The sequence below is a fragment of the Pleomorphomonas sp. NRK KF1 genome (assembly GCF_023721755.1).
Lineage (GTDB): Bacteria > Pseudomonadota > Alphaproteobacteria > Rhizobiales > Pleomorphomonadaceae > Pleomorphomonas.
On the sequence record NZ_JAMDLH010000002.1, the window covers coordinates 410,897 to 426,459 of the forward strand.

Annotated in this window: 15 protein-coding genes, 1 tRNA gene, 2 pseudogenes and 1 riboswitch; of the genes and pseudogenes, 6 read left to right on the plus strand and 12 right to left on the minus strand. The window is 63.9% G+C overall.

Annotation, left to right across the window (positions count from 1 at the left end; all coding sequences use genetic code 11):
- Positions 1-3: 3 nt before the first annotated feature.
- Positions 4-201: riboswitch (cobalamin riboswitch) on the minus strand.
- Between the two features lie 78 nt (positions 202-279).
- From M4J39_RS07245 to M4J39_RS07275, 7 genes are all read right to left on the minus strand, one after another.
- A complete protein-coding gene (locus tag M4J39_RS07245; RefSeq protein ID WP_371875434.1) occupies positions 280-1,221 on the minus strand; it encodes a metal ABC transporter solute-binding protein, Zn/Mn family in 942 nt (313 codons plus the stop codon).
- Between the two features lie 71 nt (positions 1,222-1,292).
- Complete coding sequence (locus tag M4J39_RS07250) at positions 1,293-2,165, minus strand: metal ABC transporter permease (protein ID WP_251727152.1); 873 nt, start codon at positions 2,163-2,165, stop codon at positions 1,293-1,295.
- Positions 2,162-2,917 (minus strand): metal ABC transporter ATP-binding protein, encoded by a 756-nt coding sequence (locus M4J39_RS07255; RefSeq protein ID WP_251727153.1) that lies wholly within the window; start codon positions 2,915-2,917, stop codon positions 2,162-2,164. The genes M4J39_RS07250 and M4J39_RS07255 overlap by 4 nt, the downstream gene beginning before the upstream one ends.
- Entirely contained in the window at positions 2,914-3,078 is a 165-nt protein-coding gene (locus tag M4J39_RS07260; protein ID WP_251727154.1) for a hypothetical protein, read from the minus strand. The genes M4J39_RS07255 and M4J39_RS07260 overlap by 4 nt, the downstream gene beginning before the upstream one ends.
- 3 nt (positions 3,079-3,081) lie before the next feature.
- A complete protein-coding gene (locus tag M4J39_RS07265) occupies positions 3,082-3,378 on the minus strand; it encodes a nitrate reductase (RefSeq protein WP_251727155.1) in 297 nt (98 codons plus the stop codon).
- Positions 3,375-4,349, minus strand: coding sequence for a GTP-binding protein (locus M4J39_RS07270; protein ID WP_251727156.1), 975 nt, complete (start codon positions 4,347-4,349; stop codon positions 3,375-3,377). Before M4J39_RS07270 ends, M4J39_RS07265 begins: the two co-directional genes overlap by 4 nt.
- A gap of 4 nt (positions 4,350-4,353) precedes the next feature.
- Entirely contained in the window at positions 4,354-4,794 is a 441-nt protein-coding gene (locus tag M4J39_RS07275) for a Fur family transcriptional regulator (RefSeq protein WP_251727157.1), read from the minus strand.
- 326 nt (positions 4,795-5,120) lie between these two features.
- Between M4J39_RS07275 and aztC the strand changes: the two genes are divergently transcribed.
- The 3 genes and pseudogenes from aztC to M4J39_RS23040 form a co-directional block, all read left to right on the plus strand.
- The gene (aztC, locus tag M4J39_RS07280) at positions 5,121-6,056 is read left to right on the plus strand and encodes a zinc ABC transporter substrate-binding protein AztC (protein WP_251727158.1); all 936 of its coding nucleotides are present in this window, start codon (positions 5,121-5,123) and stop codon (positions 6,054-6,056) included.
- Between the two features lie 54 nt (positions 6,057-6,110).
- Positions 6,111-7,280, plus strand: a pseudogene (gene aztD, locus M4J39_RS07285) (zinc metallochaperone AztD); the annotation flags it as partial.
- Between the two features lie 9 nt (positions 7,281-7,289).
- Positions 7,290-7,889 (plus strand): annotated as a pseudogene (locus M4J39_RS23040) (metal-binding protein ZinT); the annotation flags it as partial.
- 361 nt (positions 7,890-8,250) lie between these two features.
- Here M4J39_RS23040 and M4J39_RS07290 read toward each other — a convergent pair.
- A tRNA-Met gene (locus M4J39_RS07290) sits at positions 8,251-8,327 on the minus strand.
- 251 nt (positions 8,328-8,578) lie between these two features.
- Positions 8,579-10,132 (minus strand): NAD(P)H-hydrate dehydratase, encoded by a 1,554-nt coding sequence (locus M4J39_RS07295; protein WP_251727160.1) that lies wholly within the window; start codon positions 10,130-10,132, stop codon positions 8,579-8,581.
- Positions 10,133-10,513: 381 nt separating this feature from the next.
- Here M4J39_RS07295 and M4J39_RS07300 point away from each other — a divergent pair, with 381 nt between their 5' ends.
- From M4J39_RS07300 to M4J39_RS07310, 3 genes are all read left to right on the plus strand, one after another.
- The gene (locus M4J39_RS07300; protein ID WP_026790983.1) at positions 10,514-10,852 is read left to right on the plus strand and encodes a P-II family nitrogen regulator; all 339 of its coding nucleotides are present in this window, start codon (positions 10,514-10,516) and stop codon (positions 10,850-10,852) included.
- Between the two features lie 136 nt (positions 10,853-10,988).
- On the plus strand, positions 10,989-12,398 hold the full coding sequence (gene glnA / locus M4J39_RS07305) for a type I glutamate--ammonia ligase (RefSeq protein WP_251727161.1): 1,410 nt from the start codon (positions 10,989-10,991) through the stop codon (positions 12,396-12,398).
- Between the two features lie 170 nt (positions 12,399-12,568).
- The gene (locus M4J39_RS07310; RefSeq protein ID WP_251727162.1) at positions 12,569-13,396 is read left to right on the plus strand and encodes a shikimate 5-dehydrogenase; all 828 of its coding nucleotides are present in this window, start codon (positions 12,569-12,571) and stop codon (positions 13,394-13,396) included.
- 64 nt (positions 13,397-13,460) lie between these two features.
- Here M4J39_RS07310 and M4J39_RS07315 read toward each other — a convergent pair whose 3' ends face one another.
- The 3 genes from M4J39_RS07315 to M4J39_RS07325 all read right to left on the minus strand — a co-directional run bounded on the left by M4J39_RS07315 (position 13,461) and on the right by M4J39_RS07325 (position 15,537).
- The gene (locus M4J39_RS07315) at positions 13,461-13,943 is read right to left on the minus strand and encodes a hypothetical protein (RefSeq protein ID WP_251727163.1); all 483 of its coding nucleotides are present in this window, start codon (positions 13,941-13,943) and stop codon (positions 13,461-13,463) included.
- Between the two features lie 73 nt (positions 13,944-14,016).
- Positions 14,017-15,264, minus strand: a complete 1,248-nt coding sequence (locus M4J39_RS07320; RefSeq protein WP_251727164.1) for an Hsp70 family protein — start codon at positions 15,262-15,264, stop codon at positions 14,017-14,019.
- Between the two features lie 66 nt (positions 15,265-15,330).
- Positions 15,331-15,537, minus strand: coding sequence for a hypothetical protein (locus tag M4J39_RS07325; RefSeq protein ID WP_251727165.1), 207 nt, complete (start codon positions 15,535-15,537; stop codon positions 15,331-15,333).
- Between the last annotated feature and the right edge of the window lie 26 nt (positions 15,538-15,563).

Consider the following 15,563-nt stretch of genomic DNA (forward strand, 5'->3'; position numbering starts at 1 on the left):
GCTGGTGTTTCAGGGATGGACGGCAGGTCTCCTGGCTCGCGGTTCATCGCCCGCGCCGCCTTCCCGGTCGTTGAGACCAGTGGCCGATGGCGCAAGCTCGCCGCTCACAGTTGCGGGGGCAGCCGCGGCCTCGGCTCGTCGAGCCGTTCCGCGTTCCCTTTTCACCTTCGTCTCCGAAGGACCGTCACGGGATCAGGTTTGGCACCCGCCTTGAGTCGGGTCAATGGCCGGACGGCGCATTCGCCGTCCGACCCAGAGCATTTCCGATGTAGCCCGGACTCACTTACTGATGCCGGCCACAACCTGGTCGACGTTGTATTTGAACAGCTTGAGGTAATCCGAAGCCGGGCCGTCCTTGGCCGACAGAGCCTCGACGTAGAGTTCGCCCCCCGGCTCCGCACCGGTGGCTTCGGCGATCTGACGAACGAGGCGCGGATCGTTCGAGCTCTCGAAGAAGTAGACCTTGATACCCTCCTTCTTGATCTGGTCGATCAGCTTGGCGACGTCGCCGGCCGACGCCTCGGCCTCGGTCGAAATGCCGACGGGAGACAGGAAGGTGAGGCCGTAGTCGCGGCCGAAGTAGCCGAAGGCGTCGTGACTGATCAGCACCTTCCGCTTTTCCGCCGGGACGGCGTCGATCGCCTTGTGCGCGTAGGCGTCGAGGTCGGCCACCGCCTTGCCATAGCGCTCGGCATTGGCCTCAATCGCACTGGCGTCCTCCGGATCCGCCTTCACCAGCGCCTTCTCGATATTCTGGACCCACACGCCGACATTGGCGGCGGAGTTCCAGACGTGCGGATCGCTAGCGGTCTCCTCGTCGGCGTGATCATGATCGGCGTCGGCATGCTCATGCTGATCGGCGCTGCCGCCGTCATGATCGTGACCATCCTCGTCATGGTCATGATGGTGGTGATGATGGCCGCCGACGATCTCGCGCGGCTTTATGCCGTCGGAGACGACGACAAGGTCGCCCTTGTAGCCGGAGGCCGAAACGAGACGGTCGAGCCATCCTTCAAAGCCGAAGCCGCTGACGAACACCACGTCGGCGGAGGCCAGCTTCTTGGCATCGGCCGGCGACGGCTCGAACTCGTGTGGATCGCCGCCAGTGGGGACGAGGCTCGTCACTTCGACGTTGTCGCCACCGACATTCTTCACGACATCAGCGAGAATGTCGAAGCTGGCAACGACCTTGAGCGTCTTGGCCTCGGCAAGGCTTACCATGCCGAACAGGGTCGTGGCCGCAAGAAGGCCACAGGCAAGAGTCTTGATCATTCTAGATCGTCCTTTCGGGTTCAGCCCGCCAGATGCGGGCGCTTGACAAACCGCTTCAGGGCGCCGGACGGACCGACGATCAGCGAGGCGGCATAGATGAGGGTCGCCACCAGCACGATGGTCGGACCCGAGGCAAAGCCGAGGTGATAGGAAGCAAGAAGGCCGACGACGCTGGAGGCAGCCGCGGTCAGCACCGACAGAGTCATCATCGCCGGCAGCGTCCGCGTCCACAGTTGCGCCACGGCCGCCGGCAGCATCATCATGCCGACAGCCATCAGCGTGCCAAGCGCCTGGAAGGCGGCGACGAGGTTGACGACAATGAGGAGCAGGAACAGGATGTGATAGAGGCCACCGCGCCCGCCGACCGAACGCAGGAAGCCCGGATCGAAACACTCGGCCACCAGCGGTCGATAGATCAGCGCCAGCGTCACCAGGCTGAAGCTGGCGATGGCGGCGATCAGAAGGAGAGCCGGCGGATCGATGGCGAGAATACTGCCGAACAGCACGTGCAGCAGATCGCGGTTCGACCCGGCCAGCGACACGATCAGCACGCCGAGAGCCAGCGAAGCCAGGTAGAAAGTGGCAAAACTCGCATCCTCGCGCAGAACCGTCGTACGGGTGACGAGGCCCGACAGCAGCGATACCATCAGGCCGGCAACGAGCCCGCCGAGTCCCATGGCAAGAAGCGAGTAACCGCCGGCCGCCAGAAATCCGATCGCCGCACCCGGCAGGACCGCGTGGCTCATGGCATCGCCGACCAGACTCATCCGACGGAGCATCAGGAGCACGCCCACCGGTCCCGATCCGACACCCAACAACAGGCAGGCGACCAGGGCGCGACGCATGAAGCCATAGTCGGCGAACGGGGTGATCAGCAGGTCCTGGAGGGTCATGCCGCGTCCTCCGCCCGGAGATCGCAAACCGGCGCGTCTTCATGCCAACGCTCGGCAAGAGCATTGGCCGCCGAAAGGTTGGCCGGCGACAGCGCCTCGACGCTCGCTCCCCAACTCACGCAGGAACGGGCTAGAAGCAACGTGCGGGGGAAGTGACGGCGGATCTGCTCATGGTCGTGCAACACGGCGATCACGGTGTGTCCCTCGCCGTGCCAGCGGCCGACGAGCGCAAGAAGATCCGCAGTGGTGCGGGCGTCCACGGCGGTGAAGGGCTCGTCGAGCAGGATGACCGCGGCGTCCTGCAGAAGCAGGCGGGCGAACAGCACGCGCTGGAACTGGCCGCTCGACAGCTGTCCGACAGGTCGAGCGGCAAAGCCATCGAGGCGCACGGCAGAAAGCGCCTCCTCCCCTGCCCGCCTCAAGGCGCGCGACACGCAGCCGAAGGCGCCGGTGCGCCGCCAGGCACCGAGCAGCACGGTGTCGAGCACGCTGATCGGGAAGCGCCGCTCGATCTCGGCGGCTTGCGGCAGATAGCCGATCTCGCGCCGGTCGAGATGCTCGAAGAGGATCGAACCGCCGGCCGGCTTGAGGTCGCCAACGATTGCCTTGACCAACGTCGACTTGCCGGCGCCGTTGGCGCCCGCGATGGCGGTCAAGCTTCCCGGTTCGAAGCTGCCCGTCAGATGATGAACGGCGGGGTGGCCATCATAGGCAACGGTAAGGTCCTTGAGGTGAATGGTCGGGCCGGTCATGGCAGGATCACCGCCCAGGCCACCAGCAGCCAGAGCAGCGCGAGCAGGGCGGACACGCCCAGCACGCGATGGCCGGCGCCGGCCGACAGCCAGCTCAATGGCGATGACGGAGCAGCCGGCGCGACACTGGCCACCTCAATCGGTGTAGGCGAGGATTTCACGCTTCAACTCTCCATCTGGGAACCGGATCGGCCGCCGGCGACGGCGGCGCGGATGTCGTCGGCGGAGACATCCGCCGCCGGCTTGGCAAACCGCAGGACGCGCAGATCGCCGGCCGTGACGTCGATCAGCACAAGCGTTTCGGCGCCTTCACAATCGGAGTGTCGGCAAGCCACCTCGGAGACGGCGATGGAAACGTCGTCATCGAAGCCGACGGTGTCCCGCACCAGGACCTTGAGCTGCCCGCTCGCGCTGGCGGCGGCGCGCGGCCGCCGGGGGGCGAAAGGGTTGAGGAAACTCAATGGACACCGAGCCTGACGACGGTGCGCTCGAAGCCGGCTCGCAACACGTCCATCGGCAGGTCGCGGCCGATGAAGACGAGGCGCGATCGCCGTGGCTCGCCGGGCTTCCACCTGCGGCCGTGGTCGCCCTCGATCAGCATGTGAACGCTCTGGATGGTGTAGCGATCGGGGTCGTCGGCGAAGGCGATGATGCCTTTCATGCGGAGGATGTCGCCGCCGAGCTTCTGGGCCGTGTCGCCAATCCAGGGAAGGAAAAGGGCCGGATCGATCGGGTCGTCGGAGACCAGCGACAGGCTCGACACCGCCGTGTCGTGATCATGCTCGTGATCGCCATCCAGGAACTCCGGCTCGATTTCAAGAATGCGATCGAGATTGAAGGCGTCGCGGCCGAGAACCCGATCGAGTGGGATGTCGCAGCGAGCCGTCTCCTCGATCGTCGCCGTCGGATTGAGGCCGCGCAGTTGCCGGCGCAGGGCGGCGAGCTCGTCGCTCGACACAAGATCCGTTTTGTTGATCAGGAGTATGTCGGCGAAGGCGGCCTGCTCCGCCGCTTCGGGCGTATCGCGGCTGGCACCGGGAAAATGGCGCGCATCGACGACGGTGACGATGGCGTCGAGACGGGTGTCTCGTCGCACGTCCGGATCCATGAAGAAAGTCTGCGCTACAGGCGCCGGATCGGCGAGACCGGTGGTTTCGATCAGGATGCCGTCGAACTGCCCCTTGCGCTTCATCAGGCCGTCGATGATGCGGATGAGATCGCCGCGCACGGTGCAGCAGATGCAGCCGTTGTTCATCTCGAACACTTCCTCGTCACTGTCGACGACGAGGTCGTTGTCGATTCCGACTTCGCCGAACTCGTTGACGATGACGGCATAGCGCTTGCCGTGCGGCTCGCTGAGGATACGGTTGAGCAGCGTCGTCTTGCCGGCGCCGAGAAAGCCGGCGAGCACCGTTACGGGAATCGCAGTCATATGGTCATCTCTTCCGTTGTTGGCGAAGGTCGGGCTTCGGCGGTTCGGCGGCTGGCCGGCAGTCCTCACAAAACCCGTGCAACTCAAGGGAAAGCGATCGAACGTCGAAGTCGTTGACCTCGTGCGCCATCGCCCGGGTCAGGCCGGTATCCCAAAATGGTTCAACCGCACCACAGCGATCGCAGATGGCAACCCCCAGGGTCTTCTCCGCCCGCTCGGCGACGCCGGGGACGAAGGGAACGGCGATGAAGGCGTTGAGACTTTCGACGCGATGCACCATGCCGACCGCCTGCAGACGGTCGAGGGCACGATAGACCGTCATGGCGGCATTGACCCCGTGTGGGCGCAGGGTGGCGAGCATCTCGTAAGCCTTGAGCGGCCGACCGGCCCTCTGGAGGCAGTCCAGCACCAAACCTGCGATCCGTTCACCACTCTGCCGCGCCATTTCTCATCTCGCCCCACGACCGATACCGCCGGACAAAGTTAGGTAACGTTATAACATAACATTTGCAAGCCATTTTGAGTGTGCGAGTGCGTAGTGTCGCCAATCCCACCGGTGCAGGGGTGGCAGCACGCGACTGCAGTTGGTGAAAAAACCTCCCCTCGGGTTGCCATCGCTCGGCTGTCCATATATGCAACGTTATAACATAACACTTGTCATCCGAGATCCCGGCAGTCGCAAACGCCGTGCTCTTGGAATTCAGGCTGTTGACCATCAGGCGATTGCGACGCGGCCATCGAGCTATGCGCGTCAAACACGGGAGCCCAGTCATGCACACGTCGAAAACGCTCCTGGCCACGCTGATCTTCTCGACGCTCCTTCCGGGCATGACGCCTTCCTCGGCAACGGGGACGCTGGAGGTCGTTGCGAGCTTTTCCATCATCGGCGATTTCGCACGCGAGGTCGGTGGCGACAGGATCAACCTGCGAACCGTGGTCGGGCCGAATGGCGACGCGCATGTTCACAACCCGAAACCATCCGATGCGATCGCCATGGCCGGCGCGGATGTCATCCTGGTCAACGGGCTTCAGTTCGAAGGGTTTCTCACGCGCCTGATCGAGGCCAGCGGGACGTCGGCTCCAGTCATGGAGCTCACGCAAGGCGCGGAGATCATCCGGGACCCGGCGGGTGGACACTACCACTACTATAACGGCAAAGCCGTCTTTCACGAGGCGGCTTTCGATCCACACGCCTGGCAATCGGTCGCGAACGCGAAAATCTACGTGACGAACATCGCAGCGGCTTTCTGCGATGCCGACAGCGCCGGTTGCGACGCGTACCGATCCAACGCCGCCGATTACCTCGATCGGCTCTCGAAGCTCGACGACGAGATCAGAGCGCGGATCGCTGCCATCCCGCGACATCGCCGCACGGTCGTCGTGGCTCACAACGCCTTTCGATACTTCGAGCGCGAATATGGCCTGACCTTCCTGTCACCGGTGGGCGTTTCAACCGAATCCGAAGCCTCCGCCGCCGATGTCGCCGGCATCGTGCAGGAAATGCGGGACAGGCGCGCGGCGGCGGTCTTTGCCGAGAACATCGCCGATGCGCGCCTCGTGGAACAGATCGCCGCCGAAGCCGGCCTTGAGCTTGGCGGCGTCCTCTACTCCGACGCGCTCTCCGACAGCGCCGGGCCGGCCCCGACCTATGTCGAAATGATGCGGCACAACGCCAGGACCATCAGCCAGACGGTTGTCGGTCCCTGATCGGCGCCGCGCTGCGAATGACCTCATCTTTAGCAACCTGAAAAGGATATCACCATGAGATTACATTTGTTTTCGGCCTCCGTGGCAGCGGTTGCGCTGGGATTGGCAGGCAGCGCCCTTGCCGATGACGACGTGACGGCGTGGCGACTTTTCGTCTCGGATCACGAAAAGCCCATGGTCACCGTCATCGATGCGCTTGATGGCGACACACTCGACACGTTCACGCTCAAGGGGCCGGCCACGCTCTATCGGAGCGAGACTGGCGAGACGGTTTTTGCCGTTCAGGGGAGCGCTGGCGAAGTCTCGGCCATCTTCACGGGCATTGCCTTCCACGATCACGGAGATCATGGCGATATCGACATTGATGATCCGAAGCTGCTCGACTTTTCCCTTTCGGGCGGGAAACCGGGACATTTCGTCGAACGTCAGGGCAAAGTGGCCCAATGGTTCGATGGTGAAGACACGGTCCGGCTGTTCGACGAAAAGGCGGTTCTCGGCGGACAGTCGAGCTTTCGCGCCGTCAACGTGACAGCCCCTCACCACGGCGTCGCCGTCCCCTATGACGACCATGCCGTCGTGACGATCCCTAATCCGGAAGATGCATCCAAGCGGCCCATCGGCGCGCGCATCGTCGAAGGCGACGGCCAGCAGGTCGGCGAGGATATCCCCTGCCCTGGCCTTCACGGCTCGGCCGGCTCCGGCAACATCCATGCGTTGGCCTGCGACACGGGCCTGCTCCTGATCACGCAGGCCGGCAATACCCCGGAGATCAGGCACCTGCCCTACTCGCCATCGCTGCCGGAGGGCAGCGCGTCCACGCTCATCGGGGGCAAGGGACTGCAATACTTCGTCGGCAACTACGGTGCCGATCGCATCATTCTCGTCGATCCCTCGGCAACGGAAGCCTTCCGTCTGGTGCAGCTCCCGACGCGTCGAGTCCACTTCGCCGTCGATCCGATCCGTGCGCGGTTTGCTTATGTCTTCACCGAGGACGGTCAGCTGCACCAGGTTGATATTCTGAAGGGCGAGATTACCAAATCCATGCGGATTACCGATCCCTATTCGATGGACGGCCACTGGAGCGATCCTCGACCGCGCATCACGGTTGCCGACGACAAGATCGTCGTCACCGACCCGTTGAGCAGCACGCTTCATCTGATCGATGCCGTGCAGTTCACCCAGGCGGGCGAAATCCCTCTCGAAGGCAAGCCGTTCAACATCGTCGCCGTTGGCGGTTCCGGCAAGATGCACGGCCATGGCGATGATCACGGTCACCATCATGCCCACGATCACGGGGACTCCCAAATTTCCAAGGGTTATTTCGAGGACAGCCAGGTCCAGGCGCGGGCGTTATCGGACTGGGCCGGAGACTGGCAATCGGTCTATCCCTATCTGCAGGACGGGACGCTCGATCAGGTCATGGCCCACAAGGCCGAAAGCGGCGACAAGAGCGCCGAGGACTACAAGGCCTATTATGAGATCGGCTACAAGACCGATGTCGAGCGCATCACGATTGAGGGGGACACGGTTACGTTCTTCCGCAGCGGCAAGCCGATAGAAGCCCGCTATGCTGACGACGGCCTCGAAATCCTGACTTACGCCAAGGGTAATCGCGGCGTGCGCTTCATCTTCAAGAAAATCGAAGGCGACGCCGACGCTCCGCAGTTCATCCAGTTCAGCGATCACAGGATCGCGCCCGCTTCAGCCGACCACTATCACCTCTATTGGGGCAACGATCGCGCAGCGCTGCTGAAGGAAGTGACGAACTGGCCGACCTACTATCCATCCTCGCTGGATTCGAAGGAGATCGCGGAGGAGATGATGGCACACTAACAGTCACTATCCGACCGGAGTGAAGCGAAGACTGGCAGGATGATCCATCGGAAACAATCACATAGGTGACGATCTCATTCAAAGAGATCGGATAGCGCCCAAACCTCGGTCTTCCTCCGCTTCATAATAATAGCTGACTGAACGCGTGTCCGTCGGCTTTCGGTCAATGCAGCGAGCTTTCGGACAAGAGGCGCCCGATCAGACGACAGGTGCTTTCACGCCGCATGATGGTTGCGGGCTACTAGCCCCCCCCCCGCTTTGAACAAGCGACACTAACTACTTGTTTTCTTAGGGCAGGATAAACCTGCAAAAACAAAGACCTCAGCAAATCATTGATTTTGCTGAGGTCTTTGGTTCGTTTTGGTTGCGGGGGCAGGATTTGAACCTGCGGCCTTCAGGTTATGAGCCTGACGAGCTACCGGGCTGCTCCACCCCGCGTCAAGCGCCGTGTTTGCGGCGACGGCCGGTATATAGCGACTTGCCGACGAAAGGGAAACCCCCGTCAGGCATTTTTTCGACTAAATAGACAAGCTCGGTCAAAAAAGCCAAATCAACCGCCAAAAAATCGCGGAATTCCGGGAATCTTTCAACGTTCCCATTCGCTTCCGCGACCAGTGGAAAGCGGGCTGAAGCCCACTTTTCCTGCCGTTGCGTCGGTAGGGGCCACCCAGCATGGGATGAAGGGGCTGTCAGTCCGTGGCAAGCACGCCAGTATCGCCCGCCTCGTTGCCGGGTATCGGGCTGGGGACGGGACGGCCTGTGGCAAGAACGCTGCGCAGGGCAACGGCAATCTCGTCTGCGAACGAGCCCGGACCGGCAATCCGACCGGCCTCGCCATGCATCCAGACAGCGAGTGCCGCCGATTCGAAGGCCGGGCGGCCGGCCGCAAGCAGGCCTCCGATGATGCCGGCCAGTACGTCGCCCGACCCGGCCGTGGCGAGCGCAGCCGTGCCGTTCTCGTTGATGACGGCGCGGCCGTCGGGATGGGCAACCACAGTATCCGGCCCCTTGAGCAGAACGACCGCGCCGGAGCGCGCCGCCGCCGCACGAGCACGGTCGAGCTTCGAGCCGCCAATATCCGGAAATAGACGCCCGAACTCCCCTTCGTGCGGCGTGAGCACTACCCCGCCTTCACGCGCCTTGATAAGCGCGAAGGTTTCGTCCGGACGGCGCGAAGCCTGAGTGATGGCGTCGGCGTCGAGCACCAGCGCCATGTTGCCCTCAAGCGCCCCGCGGACGGCCTGCCAGACGTCGTCCCCGAGGCCCAGCCCCGGTCCCAGTACAGCGGCCCGAAGCCGCGGCTCGCCGAGGAGCGTCGCTAGCGCCGCCATGTCGGCGGCCGGCTTGACGACGAAGGCCGCACGCCACGCGGCAACGGTGGCCACGGCATCCGGAGGTGTTGCCACCGTGACGATGCCCGCGCCGGACCTGAGCGCCGCCTCGGCGGCGAGACGGGCCGCGCCGCAGGACGGGAGCGGCCCCGACGCCACCAGCGCCGCGCCTCGGCTGTACTTGTGGCTGTCGATGGCCGCCTCCGGCCAGCAATCGGACCAGAGCGAGGGGCCGTTCGCGGCAGTCTGCGGCGCAATCTCGGCCAGCACCTCCGAGCCGATGCCGATCTGGGCCAGGCGAACGCGGCCGCAGTGCGTGCGCCCGGGGAGAAGCAGGTGCCCGGGCTTACGGCGGAAGAAGGTGACCGTCTCGTCGGCCAGGACCGCTGTTCCCCGGACCTCACCTGTGCTGCCGTCGATGCCGCTCGGGAGATCGACGGCATAAACCCGCGCGCCCTCGGCGTGGGCGACGTTGACGGCGGCGATCAGTTCGGCGTCGCGTCCGGATATGTCACGGCTGAGGCCGGCCCCATAGAGCGCGTCGACAATGACCGTTGCACCATCGAAAAGCTCAGGTGTTGCCGGCAAGGTCTCGCCGCGCCAGGCTCTCTCGGCGCCGGCGGCGTCGCCCTTGAGGTCGCGAGCGGTCATCCCCTCGGATAGGGCAAGAGCCACGCGCACGACGAGGCCGCGCTGTTTGAGAACACGGGCAACGACGAAGCCGTCGCCACCGTTGTTACCCATGCCACAAAGCACGATGGCCCGGGCGCCCTGACTGAAGCGGGCACAGATGACATCGGCAACGGCATAGCCGGCATTTTCCATCAAACGCTCGCCGGGAATGCCCGCCGCGATGGTCAGCGCGTCGGCGCGGCTCATCTCCGCTGGAGTCAGCAACAACTCGCCCTGCATTCGGTTCACTCCCTCGGTTTAGTGCGCGCGCCATCCACCCAACACGCGGGCGCTCCTCTTCTACGCCCTTGGAGTGAAAGCAACAAATGTCGCAAACACGCAGCTCGACGTGTTGCATCCGGACATGTTTGCACTGGCAAACAATCCACTAACGAAGCCGAAGTCTGCTCAATAGAGTCCCATATGCACAACAATTAGGCCGTCTCATTGGGCAAAGTTCGATATACGTCCCCACTCGTGACTGCCAGCCGCCTCATTTTTCGCCAGGAACCGGCTTGCCCCCGAACTGGCACGTCGAATGCTTGAGAGGGTGCGTCTCGGTCGGCGCAGGGCGAAAAATCGTCTCGCGCGGGCGCCTGGAGCAACGGAGACAAGGGGTCGATGAAAAAAATCGAGGCTATCATTAAGCCCTTCAAGCTGGACGAGGTGAAGGAAGCGCTGCAGGAAGTGGGGCTTCAGGGCATCACCGTCACCGAGGCCAAGGGCTTCGGCCGGCAGAAGGGCCATACGGAGCTTTATCGGGGCGCCGAATATGTCGTCGACTTCCTGCCGAAGGTGAAGATCGAAGTCGTCATGACGGACGACATGGTCGCCAAGGCCGTCGATGCGATCCGCAATGCGGCGCAGACGGGCCGCATCGGCGACGGCAAGATCTTCGTGTCGCCCGTGGAGGACGCCATTCGCATCCGTACCGGCGAGTCCGGCAACGACGCAATCTGACCTCACGCCTGACGGCCCGCAAATGCGCGGCCGGGCGGCACATGAGGACAACCCAGGGAAATTGGAGCATTCCGGTCGGCCAGGCATTTGGCCGGGAAGCGCTCCAGCAAGACCAGAAACCCGAAAGGAAGGGCAAATGACCACTGGTGCTGACGTTTTGAAAATGATCAAGGACAACGACGTCAAGTTCGTCGACCTGCGCTTCACCGACCCGAAAGGCAAGTGGCAGCACGTGACCTTCGATATCGGCCTCGTCGACGAGGACATGTTCGAGAACGGCACCGCCTTCGACGGCTCGTCAATCGCCGGTTGGAAGGCTATCAACGAATCCGACATGACGCTGATCCTCGATCCGGAATCGGCCTTCATCGATCCGTTCTTCGCCCAGACCACGCTGGTCATCGTCTGCGATATCGTCGATCCCTCGTCGGGCCAGTCCTACAGCCGCGACCCGCGCTCGATCGCCAAGAAGGCCGAAGCCTACGTTGCCACGCTCGGCATCGGCGACAGCGTCTTCTTCGGTCCGGAAGCCGAGTTCTTCGTGTTCGACGACGTCCGCTTCTCGGCGACGCCCTACAACACGGGCTTCAAGCTCGACATGGTCGAGCTGCCGACCAACGGCGACACCGAGTACGAGTCGGGCAACCTCGGCCACCGCGTCCGCACCAAGGGCGGCTATTTCCCGGTGCCGCCGATCGACAGCCTGCAAGACATGCGCTCGGAGATGCTGTCGGCCATGGCCGAGATGGGCGTCGTCGTCGAGAAGCACCACCACGAGGTGGCCTCTGCCCAGCATGAGCTCGGCATGAAGTTCTCGAGCCTGACCCGCATGGCCGACCACCTGCAGATCTACAAGTATGCGATCCATCAGGTTGCCCACGCCTACGGCAAGACGGCCACGTTCATGCCGAAGCCGGTGTTCGGCGACAACGGTTCGGGCATGCACGTCCACCAGTCGATCTGGAAGGACGGCAAGCCGGTGTTCGCTGGCAACCAGTACAACGACCTCAGCGAGACCTGCCTCTACTACATCGGCGGCATCCTGAAGCACGCCAAGGCCATCAACGCCTTCTCCAACCCGTCGACCAACAGCTACAAGCGTCTGGTTCCGGGCTACGAGGCGCCGGTGCTGCTGGCCTATTCGGCCCGCAACCGTTCGGCTTCCTGCCGCATCCCCTATACGACCAACCCCAAGGCCAAGCGCGTCGAGACCCGCTTCCCGGATCCGGCCGCCAACCCGTACCTCTGCTTCACGGCCCTGCTGATGGCCGGCCTCGATGGCATCAAGAACAAGATCCATCCGGGCGACGCCATGGACAAGAACCTCTACGACCTGCCGCCGGAAGAGCTGAAGTCCATCCCGACGGTTGCCGGCTCGCTGCGTGAGGCCCTGGCCTCGCTCGACGCGGACCGCGACTTCCTCAAGGCCGGCGGCGTCATGGACGACGACTTCATCGACAGCTGGATCGAGCTGAAGATGGAAGAGAACATGCGCTACGAGATGACCCCGCATCCGGTCGAGTTCGACATGTACTACTCGGTCTGAGGCAGACCTTCAGAACCATGCCGGACGCCACCGAGGCGTCCGGTTCCGACGAGCCGCCCGCCGCAAGGTCGGGCGGCTTTTCGTTGCACGGGGGATAGCCGGCCGGCCGCGGCTTCCCGTCGGGCCGACGCGCGCCTATGCTCGTCGGAGTTTGCAACGGAGATCGAAACATGCCCGACAAGCCCGCCATCGGTCCGTCGACACAACTGTGCATGTCGCTGGCCGGCCGACCGGGGAAGTTCGGCTCGCGCTTTCACAACCGGCTCTACGAGCTCACCGGCCTCGACTACGTCTACAAAGCCTTCACCACCCGGGACCTCCCGGCCGCCATCGGCGGCATCCGGGCGCTCGGCATTCGCGGGTGCGCCATTTCCATGCCGTTCAAGGAAGCCGTCATCCCGCTGCTCGACCACATCGAGGGATCGGCGGCGGCCATCGACAGCGTCAATACCATCGTCAACGACGACGGTTGGCTCACCGGCTACAACACCGACTATAGCGCGGTGCTCGATCTGCTCGACCATGCGGAAATCGCGCCCTCGACGCCCTTCCTTCTCGCCGGCTCAGGCGGCATGGCGAAGGCGGTGGCAGCGGCCTTGCGCAATCGGGGCCATCGCTCCGGCGCGATCGTCGCCCGCAACGGGACGACCGGCCGGGCGCTGGCCGATCTCTACGGGTTCGACTGGGCGGAAACTACCGAAGGACTGACGGCGCCGCTGATCATCAATGCCACGCCCGTCGGCATGGCAGGCGGCGTCGAGGCTGGCGCACTTGCCTTTCCCCCTGAAGCGATCGAAGCGGCGGAGACGGTGTTCGACGTGGTTGCCCTCCCCGTCGAGACGCCCCTCATGCAGGCGGCGGCGAAGGCCGGCCGCAAGCGGATATCCGGCGCCGACGTGGCGGTTCTCCAGGCCCTTGAGCAGTTCGCGCTCTATACCGGCGTCCACCCCACCGAAGAGCAGGTGAAGGACGCCGCCATCTTCGCGAGAGGCGCCTGACGATCAGGTCGCAAAGGTCTCGGGCGGCTCCATCTCGATCAGGTCGAACGTCGCGGCGGAGAAATCAGTCATGGCAGGCGCGCTCCACCCGTCCGATCGCTCTTGACGATCCCTTCAGGGAGAAGGTCGCAGCCGGCAGAATGCCGGTCGCGTCGGTCACCGTCATCGGCCCCGACGCCTTCAGAACGCTGACAAGCTCGCTGTCGCGACGCGGTGTCGCCGTCATCGCTCCGTCCATCGCCTCATATCGGAGGGTAACCTTGGCGCTCAGGGTTTCGCTGGCAAAGACGAACTTGGACTCGTGGTTCATATCGCCGCCGGGTGGATATTCGTCGCCCGTCATCGGCAGAAAACGCAGACCCAACTTGTTCTCGCCGCCGCAAGTGATCAGCAGAAGGTCGTCCGGTCGGTCGGCGGCACAGATCGACGCGGTCATCGCCGGCCCGCCCTCGTCCTGCTCGATGCCGGCCTTCCAGGCGTCGCAATCGTCGGCCAGCGCCGGCGTTGCCAGAACGATTGCGATCATTGCGGTGCAGCCGGTTCTCATGGGCGCCCCCCTAGCCATGAAGCCGACGCATCTGATGCCGAACCCACGGCCTCTTCAAGCTGGGCTTTCGGTGTCAGCCATAGCGTCTCGCCGCCTCGACGGCGAGCCCGGTGCCCACCGAACCGAACACGTTGCCGGTGACGACACGCGCCTCCGGCATCACAGCGAGAATTGCCGAGCGCACGTGTTCGAGCCGCGTGGAACCGCCGGTCAGGAATATGGCGTCGATGTCCGAGGCGGCCACGCCAGCCGTTGCAAGGCAGGCATCGACGCGAGCACCGATGCGGCTGGCAAGCTCACCGGTGTTGTGGACGAGGTCCGCGTGATCGATATGGGCGGAAAGGCCATGCTCCAGCCAATCGAAGGGCACGGTGACAGAGCCGTTCTCCGCGACGGCGATCTTGGCCGCCTCCACGTCGATGGCCAGGGTATGGCCACGTTCGTCGTCGACCACCCGCATCAGGCGATGGATGAGCTCCGGTTTGGCAGAGCGCTTTTCGAGATCCACGAGTTCGCGATGAACGCGCGGCTCGTAGAGGCGGTTGATCGCCGACCAAGTGGCGAGGTCATGGTAATAGACAGAGGGCACGTCGAGCTCGCCACGGGCGAGCTTGGACCGAAAACCGAGAAGCGGCATCACCGTGCCGAGACTGAGATGACGATCGAAGTCGGTGCCGCCGATGCGGACGCCGTCGTTCGCCAGCACGTCGGAGGCCCGCTCGGCCTTCTTTGCCCGCTCCGGCCCGAGGCGGACGATGGAGAAGTCGGAGGTGCCACCGCCGATGTCGGCGATCAGCGCCAGCTCTTCTCCTGAAAGCTGCTGCTCGTAATCGAGGCTGGCCGCTATGGGCTCGTACTGGAAGGACACTTCCTCAAAGCCGAGATCGCGGGCAATGGAAAGCAGCGTCGCCTCCGCCAGACGATCGGCCTCGGGATTGCCGTCGACGAAATGCACCGGCCGACCGTGAACAAGATGAGTGAGCGGCGCATCCGCCGCCGCCTCGCCGCGCCTCTTCACTTCCGCGAGGTAACGCTTCAGCACGTCGCGGAATTTGACGCGACTCTTGCCGACCAGCGTCGTCTCGTCCATCAGCGCCGAGCCGAGGACGGACTTCAACGCACGCATCAGGCGACCGTGCTCGCCACCGACATAGGCGGCAATGGCGGCGCGGCCAACCGAGATGGATCCGTCCTGATGGTAGAAGGTGGCGCTTGGCAGCGTCTCCTCGTCACCCTCGAGGCGCACCATATCCGCCCGACCGCCCGTGACGACTCCAAGGGTAGTGTTGGACGTGCCGAAATCGAGGCCTGCCGCCGCCATGACCGCTCTCCGAATAAATGGGGGGCGGTTTCCCTAGCGCCTCAGAGCGACGATTGCCAGCTCAAATCAGGCGAGCAGAAGGATAAGCGCCGTCAGCGAGAGCAGCACCAGCACGGCCGGCAGCGCGAAGACGCCGCTCGTGAACGGTGGTTCTGCCGCCACCTCCTGAAGATGGCGCCGCATGCCGCCGAGGCGATGGCCGGCGACGAAGGCGCGGGTGTGGACGGCTCCGAGTTCCCGGAGCACGGCATCTTGATACTGGTTTCGACGCATGACAAACCACCAATGAACGTTCCGGA